The organism is Pedococcus bigeumensis, from assembly GCF_006438965.1.
Taxonomy (GTDB): Bacteria; Actinomycetota; Actinomycetes; order Actinomycetales; family Dermatophilaceae; genus Pedococcus; species Pedococcus bigeumensis_A.
This window is the reverse complement of record NZ_RCZM01000003.1, coordinates 393,776-405,333: the sequence shown is the minus strand read 5'-3', so window position 1 is coordinate 405,333 and position 11,558 is coordinate 393,776. Positions and strand designations below refer to the sequence as shown.

Sequence of the window (11,558 nt, the reverse complement as noted above, 5' to 3'; positions counted from 1 at the left end):
TCTAGAGGTCCTCAGCGAACGGCAGAACCCTCTGTGCATTCAGGGTCGCAGCGATGCGCGGCTTCTCGTAACGGGGCGACTTCATCACCTTGCCGTCGTCACGCAGGACAGGTTCCCCATGCTCATCGAGTTTGCTCATGTTCGAGCGGTGGACCTCGTCCAGCAAGAGGTCCAAGTCGAGCCCGAGACTGATCGCCGTCCCATACGCCACGTAGACGATGTCCGCCAGCGCGTCAGCCATGCCGATTAGGTCCCGCCGGTGCGAGGCCACCATGTACTCGGTGGTCTCTTCCTCCAGTAGCCGCTCGCGCAACCGCAGCAGGCTGTCCTCAACCTCGCCCAGGCTCGGCGACACAGGGGCCGCGCGCCGGGGAAGATCGAACGCACGATGGAAGGCGTACACGTGCTGAGCCGTCCGCCCAGGATGCGGGGCGGGACTCAGCGTGGACTGCCAGCTGTTCGACGGAGCCTCAACGTCTAGGGGCAACGGCTGCTCCAGGAACAGGTCCGGCGCGCGAGTGCACGGAGGCGCCGACAGGTCGCTACTCGACGCGGGGAGGTCGTCCATGATGCCACTCAGATCGAGGGTCACCTGTCCGAGCAGCACGCCGCCATACTGCCACCTCCGGGCAAGATGGCGGCGGGACCGGCCGTACGATTCGCCCTGTGCTTGCCGAAACCCTCATCGATCGTCATCCCCAGGTGTTCCATACAGCAGACGCGCGGGCCTGGGACTCCATCCAGACGCACGGACTCCTGCCAACCGCGATGCTGCGCGATCTGGTGGGGGCCGACTTCACGGGCGCACGGCGGCGAAGCACGGTGTACACCGTCCCCGGTTCCGATCACACGGTCGTTATCCGCGACCAACAACCCCTCAAGTTCCTCAACCAGGTCCTCCACGAGGACACCACGGAGCAGGACTTCCTAGACATCCTCGATGGACGCTGCTTTTTCTGGGCGACCGAGGACAGGCTTATGAGAATCGTGAAGGGAAGGAACTACCGCAATACGCCCCAAGTCGTGCTGAGCGTCGACACTGCGTCGTTGGTGTCTGCCTACGGTGACATCATCGAACTGTCGCCGTACAACTCTGGCGACGTTCACGTTCCTGGCCTCCCAAGACGGGGCCGAAGCACGTTCCAACTCATCGCTGACTACGACTACGACTACTGGGCGAGGTTTCGGGGGCGCTCGGCAGACCCGGTGGTCGAGGTGACCGTGCCGGGGCCGATCCCAGACATCTTGGATCACATTTCGCAGGTGCGACTGTTTCCTGACGACTTCGACGTCTAGCGACCATGAGGGCTCGGCCGCAGGGTAAGCGAGACGCACGCCCCACGGACCGAGCACGCGTCCGTAGGCATGCACAGCCTCATCTTGACTGGAGCCATCGAAACAACTCGGTGGCCCCCTTACGGCGGGCTAGGCCGTGGCCCCTATCGGACCACTGCAGCTCCCTGTGCCGTGTAGGACTCTTGCGCTTGCCCCGAGCGTTGTTGGTCGCCAGCGCGGACAAGCCGGTGGCGAGGCCAGCATCCGTAAGCAAGGCTGTAGGCGTGGCTCTCGACCCCGAACTCATCGTCGCCCTCGACGAACGCGCACAACAGGTCGGCTGGCAGATCGGCTGGGACCTTCGCTTCATCACCGCACCAAACCCCGAGTACGTCGGCGTCACCGCCGCGGCGATCGACAAGAACGACGACTCAGTGAACCACCTCCTGGTGGTAGGACCCCGCGCAATCTCCGACGGTGCCGTTGACGACATCCGCTTAACGCTCGACCAACTAGCGAGCGGGATGAGGCACATCGTCCTCGACGAGGACGGCGATCCTCGCCTGATCTGAGTTGCCGTCCCATGACGAGGTGCCCGTGAGGTAGGGCTTAGGGTGAGGTAGGGCTTAGGGCCTGCCACCGCTCGGACCAACCAAGCGTCCCAAAGGTGAGGAGCGTTCACCCCCAGGAGACTGCCTGCCCGACTTCGCCCCGTGAGTCCGCGCCGAAGTCCAACCGCCCAGATTGGTTTCTCGCGCGCTCCCTGCGACCGCTGCAGCCGTGCGGTTCCGCTTCGTTCACTTCTGTCCCGTGCCGACCGTCAGATCGTGAAGAGATCCTGAGGTTGAGCGCCCAGCGCGGCGGCAAGAGCCTTCACATTACTCACGCCGACGTCCAGTTGACCGTGCTCCAACCTGTTGATGCTGACGCGGTGCAGGCCGGTGGCGTCGGCCAACTGCTGCTGAGTCATGGACCTCGCCATCCGCAGTTCGCGGACCCGATGGCCCAGGGCGACCAGGGCATCTTGGCGCGCCTGCTCCAGCTCTGGGTTCGTCGGCATCAGGGTCACGCCCCCACTGTGCAGGGAAGGACCGACAGCACGTTCGGATGGGGCGGCGGGCAGAACGCAGATTTGAGGTGCGAAATCACCTGATCCTCCGTTTCGTCCGACACCGACGTTGTTGACCCCGGAAACAGGTAATTCCGCAGGCCAGGGGCCTACGGAATTACCTGAACCGGTGGATCAGATTTCTCTGAACCACCCTGTGTGCGCGAGGGGGGATTTGAACCCCCACGCCCTTTCGGACACTGCGACCTGAACGCAGCGCGTCTGCCGTTCCGCCACTCGCGCGTGGGAACGGCCAATTGTGGCGTACGCCCCCTGCGTTCGCCAAACCGGCCCCTGTCCGGCCCCTTTGTCGCCGACTGCGCAGACTTCCGGTCGGTTCGCAGACACCGGCTCACTGCTCAGACGTCCCCAGGTCTGCGCAGTCAGGAGCCCGCCGACGTTTCTCCCGCGGCGCGCGTGACCGGTCTGCCCAGAGCAGCCCGTTACGATCGGGGACCAGACGTGACCAGCCATCGCAAGACAACAGGTGAGGAGGTGCGAGCAGTGGGTCTGTTCGACCGGGTCGAGCAACGCCTCGAGCGTGCCGTCAACGGCGCCTTCGCCCGCGCCTTCAAGTCCGAGGTCCAGCCGGTGGAGATCGCCTCCGCGATCCGCCGCGCCATGGACGACCGCGCCGCCGTCCTCGGCCAGGGCCGCACCATCGTGCCCAACCTGTTCACCGTCGAGCTGTCCGACACCGACTACGACCGGCTCGGCGGCTACGACGAGGAGCTCGAGAACGAGCTGATCGCCGCAGCCCAGGAGCACGCCGAGTCGCAGCGCTACCAGCCCGGTGGCCCGCTCCAGGTCACCTTCGCGAGCGCCAACGACCTCGAGACCGGCGTCTTCCGGCTGCGCACCTCCACAGCCCGGCGTCCCGGTGCTGCTCCCAAGCGAGGCGAGGAGGGGTATGCCGCGACGCCGGCTCCCAGCCCCGCCGCACCTGCCCCGGCAGTCCCGCCCGCGGCCGCGCCGGCCGCACGCCCACGGCATACCGACGAGGACGGGCTCGAAGCCACCCAGCGGCAGGCTCCGATCGCACCGCCGGCCCAGCCGCGCCGGGTCAACCCGGCCGACCGGCCGTGGCTGGACGTCGACGGCGAGCGCTACCCGCTGATGGGCGCGATGACCGTGCTCGGCCGCGACGACAGCGCCGACATCATCCTCGACGACCCGGGAATCTCCAGGCGGCACAGCGAGATTCGCGTGACCAACGACGGCCCGCACCTCGTCGCGAGCATCCGCGACATGGGGTCGACCAACGGCACGTTCGTGAACAGCGAACGCATCACCAGTCAGCGCCTGTCCGACGGGGACCGGATCACGGTGGGGCGCACCTCCGTCATCTACCGCGCCGGGCGGCGGTGAACGCCACGCATGAGTGAACTCACCCTCACGATCATCCGTCTTGGGCTGCTCGTCCTCTTGTGGATCTTCATCTTCAGCGTCGTCGGTGTGCTGCGCGGTGACATCTACGGCACGCGTGTGGTCAGCCGCACACCGCGCAAGCCTGCACCCGCACGGAAGCCCGCCGAACGGCCGGACACGCCGGCCCCGCAGAAGCGGCAGAAGCGCCAGCCGCACTCGACGGTGCCGCAATCCCTCGTGGTCACCCAGGGGGTGCTGACCGGCACCAGCCTCCCGTTGCGCGAGGCCGGCACCATCATCGGTCGCAACCCCGAGTGCGCGCTAATCCTCGACGACGACTTCGCCAGCGGCCGGCACGCCCGGATCTTCCACCGCGACGGCGCCTGGTTCGTGGAGGACCTCGGTTCGACCAACGGCACCTTCGTCGGCACCGAGCGCCTCACCGGCCCGGTCCGGGTCGAGGCCGGTAGCACCCTGCGGATCGGCAAGACCGTCATCGAGCTTCGGCGATAGGTAGCCACGACGATGCCCTTCGCCTTCCACTACGCCGCGCGCTCCGACGTCGGCATGGTCCGTTCGGAGAACCAGGACTCCGGGTATGCCGGGCCCCGGCTCCTCGCCATGGCCGACGGCATGGGCGGCCACGCCGGCGGCGACATCGCGTCCTCGACCGTGATCGGTGCCCTCGTCGACCTCGACGGGGAGGCGCTGGGGAGCAGTGAGGCCAGTTCGGCTCTCCTGCAACGGATCACGGCCGCCAACGACCAGCTCGCTGAGATCGCCAAGGCAGAGCCGGCCCTGCACGGCATGGGCACCACCCTCATCGCGATCCTGCGCTCGCACAACAAGCTCGTCCTCGCTCACATCGGCGACTCCCGTGCCTTCCTCGCCCGCGACGGCAAGCTCACCCAGATCACCAAGGACCACTCGTTCGTCCAGAACCTCGTCGACGAGGGACGGATCACCGAGGAGGAGGCGATGGGTCACCCCCAGCGCTCGCTGGTGACCCGGGTCCTGACCGGTCAGGATGACGACGAGCCCGACGTGACCGTGCGCGAGGCCCGCATCGGCGACCGCTACCTCATCGCGTCGGACGGACTCACCGACTACGTGGCCGGCGACACCATCGCCGAGCTGGTTCTCGCCGGTGAGACCCCGGCCGCCACGGCCGACCGCCTGGTCGCCCTCGCCCTCAAGGCCGGAGCGCCCGACAACGTCACGATCGTCATCGGCGACGTCGTCGACATCACCAAGGTGACCGCGCCCCCGACCCAGCCCCAGATCGTCGGGGCGGCCGCCACCCGGACCAAGGGCGGCACCCGGCCGATCCCCGTCACTCCCGCCGCCAAGGCCGCTGCCCTGTCCCGCGAAGCCGCGGGCCAGAGCGAGGACGACGACGGAGACGTCACTCTCGCCGAGGAGGGTCCGGCTTCCGGGCCGGCGAAGTGGTTGCGTCGGGTGGCCGTGCTCGGCCTGGTGCTCATCGTCCTCGGCGGCGGCGCGTATGCAGCGTACGCCTGGTCCCAGCGCCAGTACTTCGTCGCCGATCATCAGGGCAATGTCGCCATCTACCAAGGGGTTTCGCAGGACCTCGGGCCCATCAAGCTGTCCCACGTCGAGTCCGAGTCCGACGTCCTCATCGACGACCTGCCCGACTTCGAGCGTCAGCAGGTGCAGGAAACCATCGTCAAGGACTCGTTGACCGACGCGCAGGCGCTGCTCAACCGGCTGCGGACCGATGCGCTGCGGTGTGCCGCCAGCCGCGCGACGGGCGGTGCCTGTGACGACTCCAGCACCACGACACCCTCCACCACCCCGTCCACGACCACCACCACGGCGCCGACCACCCCGTCGACGACGACCACGAGATGACCACGGTCTCGAGCTTCGCCCCCCGCACCCGCCGCAACGTCGAGCTGGTGCTGCTCCTGCTGGCCGTGGGGATCGTCGTGCTGGCCTACGTCAACGTGGGCCTGTCCGTCTCCGGCGCCTTCCCTCCCGGCCTGGTCACCCACACCGCCGGCCTGCTGGTCATCTCCCTCGCCTTCCACCTGTTGCTGCGGTGGAAGGCTGCGTACGCCGACCCGCTCCTGCTACCGATCGTCACCCTGCTCAACGGGCTGGGGCTGGTCATGATCCACCGCCTCGACATCGCCAACGGACGTGACGTCGGCTCGGGCCTGGCGCTCAAACAGCTCACCTGGAGTGCACTGGCCGTGGCAATCGCCGCCGTCGTGCTGTGGTTCCTGCGCGACCACCGGATGCTGCGGCGCTACACCTTCACCGCGGCGGTCGTGGGATTCGGGCTGCTGATCCTGCCCTTGGTCCCCGGGATCGGCCGCACCGTCAACGGTTCGCGGATCTGGATCGGGTTGGGGCCGTTCACCTTCCAGCCCGGTGAGGTCGCCAAGATCGTGCTGGCCGTGTTCTTCGCCGGCTACCTCGTGCAGACTCGCGACGCGCTGTCCCTCGCCGGTCGCAAGGTCCTCGGGTTCACCTTCCCGCGCGGCCGCGACCTCGGCCCCATCATCGTCGCGTGGGTGCTGAGCCTCATGGTCCTGGTCTTCGAGAAGGACCTCGGGTCGTCCTTGCTGCTGTTCGGGCTGTTCGTGTCGATGCTCTACGTCGCCACCGAGCGGACCTCGTGGATCGCCATCGGCATGACGTTGTTCTGCGGTGGCGCCTACCTCGCCTACCTGGTGTTCGGGCACGTCCAGCAACGCGTGCACCTGTGGCTCGACCCGTTCGCGCCCGGCCAGTCCGACCAGGTCGCCAAGGGGCTGATGGGCATGGCCGCCGGGGGGCTGCTCGGCACCGGGCTGGGCCGCGGTCGACCCGACCTGACCTACTTCGCCGAGTCCGACTTCATCATCCCGAGCTTCGGCGAGGAGCTCGGCCTGATCGGGCTGTTCGCGCTGCTCGTGCTCTACGTGCTCCTCGTCGAGCGCGGCCTGCGCACCGCACTGGGAGTGCGTGACGGGTTCGGCAAGCTGCTCGCCGCCGGGCTGGCGTTCTCGGTCGCCCTCCAGTGCTTCGTCGTCGTCGGCGGCGTCACCCGCGTCATCCCCCTCACCGGGCTGACCATGCCGTTCCTGTCCTACGGAGGCTCCTCCCTGCTCGCCAACTGGTCCCTCGTCGCCCTGCTGCTGCGCATCAGCGACGTCGCCCGCCGACCCGTCGAGGAGGTCCAGGCCGGCCCGACCCCGTCCGGCGAGGCCAAGACCGAAGTGGTGGCGATCCGGTGAACGCCCCCATCCGCCGACTGTCGACCGTGGTCGCGCTGCTGTTCACGGCGCTGCTGCTCTCCTCGACCTACATCTCGTTCGTCCAGGCCAAGTCCCTGCAGGACCGCCCGGAGAACCGCCGCACCCTGCTGGCCAACTACGCCCGCGAGCGCGGCCAGATCCTCGTCGGTGGCAAACCCATCGCGAAGTCCACCGCCACCAAGGACGAGCTCAAGTGGCTGCGCACCTACCCGCAGGGCGACCTCTACTCGCACATCACCGGCTACTACTCGTTCACCTACGGCGCCGGTGGCGGCGTGGAGGGTGCCGAGAACGCCCTACTGGCCGGCTCGTCCGACAAGCTCTTCTACCGCAGGGTCTCCGACATCCTCACCGGCAAGGAGCAGACCGGCGCGAGCCTCGAGCTCACCATCAACGCTAAGGCCCAGGCCGCCGCGGACAAGGCGCTGGGCAACCAGCGCGGCGCCGTCGTCGCCCTCGACCCGACCACCGGTGAGATCCTCGCCCTGGTCAGCCACCCGGCATACGACCCCTCGGTGCTGAGCAGCCACGACACCGACAAGGTGGTCGCGGCCTGGAAGCAGCTCAACGCCGCATCGACCCAGCCGATGGTCGACCGCGCCATCGCCGGGAACCTCTACCCGCCGGGCTCGACCTTCAAGATCGTCACCGCCGCCGCGGCCCTGGAGTCGGGCAAGTTCACCGAGGAGAGTCAGATCCCCGGCCCGGCCGTACTCGACCTGCCCCAGACCACTGCCGACCTGCCCAACGACTTCCAGGGCAACTGCGGGCCGAACAACAAGACCAGCCTGACCCACGCCCTCGAGATCTCTTGCAACACCGCCTTCGGGTGGCTCGGCATGCAGGTCGGCGCCGACGCCTTCCGGGCCCAGGCGGCAAAGTTCGGGATGGGTGACCGCCTGTCGGTGCCGATGACGGTCACCCCGAGCTCGGTGCCGGCAGAGCTCAACATGCCGCAGCTCGCCCAGTCGGCCATCGGCCAGTACGACGTGCGGGTCACACCGCTGCAGATCGCGATGATCTCGGCCGCGATCGCCAACAACGGCATCGTGATGCGTCCGCACCTCGTCAAGAAGGTCACCTCCTCCGACCTCGAGGTGATCGACGAGACACAGCCCGAACAGCTCTCCCAGGCCGTCTCGGCCGACACGGCCGCCGCGCTGACCCGGATGATGGAGGCCGTCGTCAAGAGCGGCACCGGCCGGGCGGCCCAGATCAGCGGGATCGACGTGGCGGGCAAGACCGGCACCGCGCAGCATGCCGCCGGTTCCGCGCCGCACGCCTGGTTCACCGGCTTCGCCCCCTCGAGCGACCCCAAGGTCGCCGTCGCGGTCGTCGTCGAGGACGGCGGCAACGCCGGCAACGAGGCAGCCGGTGGACGAGTAGCCGCCCCGATCGCCAAGGCCGTCATGGAAGCGGTGCTGGGCAAGTGACGCACGAGACCGGCCAGATGCTGGCCAACCGCTACCGGCTCGTCGAACGCATCGCGCTCGGCGGCATGGGTGAGGTGTGGCGCGCCCACGACGAGACGCTCGATCGCGAGGTGGCCGTCAAGATGCTCCTGCCCGGCAGCGCGAACGACGAGGGCTTCCTGGAGCGGTTCCGCGCCGAGGCACGGCACAGTGGAGGGCTGACCCATCCCAACATCGGCACCGTCCACGACTTCGGCGAAGAAGACGGCAATGCGTTCCTCGTCATGGAGCTCCTGCAGGGCGAACCGCTGTCGACCCTGATCCGCGAGCGGGCACCGATGCCCCAGGACGAGGTCACGGACATCCTCTACCAGGCGGCGTTGGCGTTGCAGGCCGCTCACGAGGCGGACGTGGTCCACCGTGACGTCAAGCCGGCCAACATCGTCGTCGACGCCAACGGGTACGCCAAGCTGACCGACTTCGGTATCGCGCGCGCCCTCAACGAGGCACCGCTGACCCAGACCGGCGAGGTGCTGGGCACGCCGCACTACCTGGCGCCCGAGCAGGCCAAGGGCGAACAGGCGGGGCCGCTGAGCGACGTCTACGCCCTGGCCGTCGTCGGCTACGAGATGATCACCGGACAGCGGCCGTTCTCCGGCGAGACCATGGTCACCACCGCCCTCGCGCACATCAGCCAACCCGCCCCGCCGCTGTCCGACGATGTCGCGGAGCCGTTGCGCACCACGGTGATGGCATCGCTGGCCAAGGACCCGACCCTGCGGCCCCAGAGCGCAGCTGCATTCGCCGCGGCCCTCCGGCTCCCCGCCGGGGAAGTGCCGGAGCACCTGGTCGCCGGCGCCGCCGCGGCCGTCGCACCCTTCATCGTCGGCGTCCCGACCGACCTGGGGCCGGAGGGAACCCTGCCCACCTCCGTCATACCCACGCCAGCACCCTTCGGCGCCGCCATCACCACGGCAGAAGGCACCGACTCGGTGCTGCACGACACCCGCCGGCCGCCCTGGCTGATCCCGGCAGCCGCGGCCCTCGTGGTCCTGGTCATCATCGTGGCAGCAATCGCGTTCGGCAGCCGCGGGGCCACTGCGGGGCCGGGTGGCAGCGGGGACACCGCCACCACAACCCAGCCGGCGACCACCCCGACGACCGCGACGACCACTCAGACGACGGCGAGCCGGACGACTGCGCCCGCCAGCATTGCCACGCCGAAGGCTCCTGCCCACCAGGGCAAGGGCAACGGCAATGGCAAAGGGGGAAAGAAGAAGTGACCGCACCACGCCTGCTCGGGGGACGTTACGAGGTCGGGGAGCTCCTCGGCCGTGGCGGCATGGCCGAGGTACACCTCGGGTACGACACCCGTCTGTCGCGACCGGTTGCCATCAAGATGCTGCGCTCCGACCTGGCGCGCGACTCCTCGTTCCTCGCCCGGTTCCGCCGCGAGGCCCAGTCCGCCGCGGGGCTGAACCACGCGTCGATCGTCGCGGTCTTCGACTCCGGCGAGGACTACGCCGTCGAGACCGGCGGTGCCAGCGTCCCCGTCCCGTTCATCGTGATGGAGTTCGTCGAGGGACAGACCCTGCGCGAGCTGCTCAACGACAGCTCACCGCTCGCGCCGGCTGAGGCAGCGCGGATCACCGAGGGCGTCCTCGATGCACTCGCCTACAGCCACCGCATGGGGATCGTGCACCGCGACATCAAGCCCGCCAACGTCATGATCGGGCCGCAGGGCCAGATCAAGGTGATGGACTTCGGCATCGCCCGCGCCGTCGCCGACGCCAACGCGACCATGACCCAGACGCAGGCCGTCATCGGCACCGCCCAGTACCTCTCCCCGGAGCAGGCGCAGGGGCACCACGTCGACGCCCGGTCCGACCTCTACTCCACCGGCTGCCTGCTCTTCGAGCTGCTCACCGGGCGGCCGCCCTTCCAGGCCGACTCCCCGGTGGCGATCGCCTACCAGCACGTGGGCCAGCCCCCGCCCCGTCCGTCGACCTTGAGCCCCGGCATCGACCACGCGCTCGACGCGGTGGTCCTGCACTCGTTGGCCAAGGACCGTGAGGCGCGCTACCAGGACGCCACCGCGTTCCGCGCCGACCTGCAGGCAGCCCGGCTGGGGCGCCCGATCAGCGACGCAGCCCGCGGTACCGCCGCCGGTAGCGTGGCCGAGCAGACGGTTGCCCTCGCACCGGCCAGCGTCGCCGCAGCCACCACGATGCTGCCCAGCCGGGGGACGTATGCCGCGCCGGCACCGGTCGGGTCCAACACGGCGTCGCTACCGGCGATCGGACACGACCCGGACGACGAGCCGCGCAAGCGACGCGGACTGGCCTACTTCCTGCTCGTCCTCGCGGTGCTCGGTGCGCTGGCCCTGATCGGCGTGGCCGGGAAGGCGCTGCTCGACCGGCCGCCGACCGACCAGCCGAAGATCTCGGTGCCCTCCGTCGTGGACCTGCCGGTCGACACGGCCACCGCCAAGATCCGCGCTGCGGGGTTGGTCCCCGAAGCCACGGACGTCCCGAGCGCCAAGGAGGTCGGCCTCGTCGTCGACCAGAGCCCGGGGGCCGACGAGATGGTCGCCCGGGGGTCGAAGGTCACGCTCAGCGTTTCGGCCGGACCCAAGACCGTCGAGCTGCCCGACCTCAAGGGCTTCACCCAGGACGAGGCGGCCGCCGCCCTGGCCGACCTCAACCTGAAGGTGGGCACGATCAAGCAGGTCGACGACACCGGGCTCGACAAGGGCAAGGTCTTCACGACCACGCCGGCCGCGGGTGAGTCCGTCCCGGTGGACTCTGCCGTCGGTCTGAACGTGGCGTCCGGCAAGGTGACCGTCCCCAATGTCGTGGGCAAGACCCGCAACGAGGCGGCCGACATGCTCGGCGAGCTCGGGCTGAGCGTGAAGACGACCTACGTCGACAGCACCGAGCCGGAGAACACCGTTCTCAAGCAGAGCATCAAGGCCAAGACCAAGGTCGACGACGGCACCACCATCACGTTGACCATCGCGCAGCCGCCCCCGCCGACACAGACGCCCACGACCCCACCGACGACGCCCACGACCACGGCAACCACCCCGCCACCCACCGGCACGGCCACGATCACGGTCCCCTGACCAGA

The 11,558-nt window shown here is 68.8% G+C and carries 11 protein-coding genes and 1 tRNA gene; 9 read left to right on the top strand and 3 right to left on the bottom strand.

Annotated elements, in window-relative coordinates; translation table 11 throughout:
• Nucleotide 1: 1 nt before the first annotated feature.
• Nucleotides 2-607, bottom strand: coding sequence for a hypothetical protein (locus tag EAH86_RS10345; protein ID WP_206665795.1), 606 nt, complete (start codon nucleotides 605-607; stop codon nucleotides 2-4).
• Between the two features lie 59 nt (nucleotides 608-666).
• Here EAH86_RS10345 and EAH86_RS10340 point away from each other — a divergent pair, with 59 nt between their 5' ends.
• The gene (locus EAH86_RS10340) at nucleotides 667-1,296 is read left to right on the top strand and encodes a DUF7002 family protein (RefSeq protein WP_140740114.1); all 630 of its coding nucleotides are present in this window, start codon (nucleotides 667-669) and stop codon (nucleotides 1,294-1,296) included.
• 263 nt (nucleotides 1,297-1,559) lie between these two features.
• Nucleotides 1,560-1,847, top strand: a complete 288-nt coding sequence (locus tag EAH86_RS10335) for a hypothetical protein (protein ID WP_140740111.1) — start codon at nucleotides 1,560-1,562, stop codon at nucleotides 1,845-1,847.
• A 248-nt stretch (nucleotides 1,848-2,095) separates the two neighbouring features.
• Here the strand turns inward: EAH86_RS10335 and EAH86_RS10330 are convergent, their stop codons facing one another.
• Both EAH86_RS10330 and EAH86_RS10325 read right to left on the bottom strand, forming a co-directional pair.
• Nucleotides 2,096-2,335: a helix-turn-helix domain-containing protein gene (locus tag EAH86_RS10330; RefSeq protein WP_241668330.1), complete on the bottom strand. Its 240-nt coding sequence runs from the start codon at nucleotides 2,333-2,335 to the stop codon at nucleotides 2,096-2,098.
• 208 nt (nucleotides 2,336-2,543) lie between these two features.
• Nucleotides 2,544-2,626: transfer RNA gene (locus EAH86_RS10325), tRNA-Leu, on the bottom strand.
• A gap of 219 nt (nucleotides 2,627-2,845) precedes the next feature.
• Between EAH86_RS10325 and EAH86_RS20220 the strand changes: the two genes are divergently transcribed.
• The 7 genes from EAH86_RS20220 to pknB are packed head-to-tail and all read left to right on the top strand — an operon-like array spanning nucleotide 2,846 to nucleotide 11,553.
• On the top strand, nucleotides 2,846-3,751 hold the full coding sequence (locus EAH86_RS20220) for an FhaA domain-containing protein (RefSeq protein WP_161988624.1): 906 nt from the start codon (nucleotides 2,846-2,848) through the stop codon (nucleotides 3,749-3,751).
• Between the two features lie 9 nt (nucleotides 3,752-3,760).
• Nucleotides 3,761-4,264 carry an FHA domain-containing protein FhaB/FipA gene (locus EAH86_RS10310; RefSeq protein WP_140740106.1) on the top strand — a complete coding sequence of 168 codons (504 nt, stop codon included), beginning with the start codon at nucleotides 3,761-3,763 and terminating at the stop codon, nucleotides 4,262-4,264.
• 12 nt (nucleotides 4,265-4,276) lie between these two features.
• Entirely contained in the window at nucleotides 4,277-5,623 is a 1,347-nt protein-coding gene (locus EAH86_RS10305) for a PP2C family protein-serine/threonine phosphatase (protein ID WP_140740103.1), read from the top strand.
• Nucleotides 5,620-6,996 carry an FtsW/RodA/SpoVE family cell cycle protein gene (locus EAH86_RS10300; protein WP_140740100.1) on the top strand — a complete coding sequence of 459 codons (1,377 nt, stop codon included), beginning with the start codon at nucleotides 5,620-5,622 and terminating at the stop codon, nucleotides 6,994-6,996. Before EAH86_RS10305 ends, EAH86_RS10300 begins: the two co-directional genes overlap by 4 nt.
• Nucleotides 6,993-8,450: a peptidoglycan D,D-transpeptidase FtsI family protein gene (locus EAH86_RS10295; protein WP_140740097.1), complete on the top strand. Its 1,458-nt coding sequence runs from the start codon at nucleotides 6,993-6,995 to the stop codon at nucleotides 8,448-8,450. The genes EAH86_RS10300 and EAH86_RS10295 overlap by 4 nt, the downstream gene beginning before the upstream one ends.
• Nucleotides 8,447-9,712, top strand: coding sequence for a serine/threonine-protein kinase (locus tag EAH86_RS10290; protein ID WP_241668312.1), 1,266 nt, complete (start codon nucleotides 8,447-8,449; stop codon nucleotides 9,710-9,712). The genes EAH86_RS10295 and EAH86_RS10290 overlap by 4 nt, the downstream gene beginning before the upstream one ends.
• Nucleotides 9,709-11,553 (top strand): Stk1 family PASTA domain-containing Ser/Thr kinase, encoded by a 1,845-nt coding sequence (gene pknB / locus EAH86_RS10285; protein ID WP_140740094.1) that lies wholly within the window; start codon nucleotides 9,709-9,711, stop codon nucleotides 11,551-11,553. Before EAH86_RS10290 ends, pknB begins: the two co-directional genes overlap by 4 nt.
• The last annotated feature ends 5 nt before the right edge of the window (nucleotides 11,554-11,558 follow it).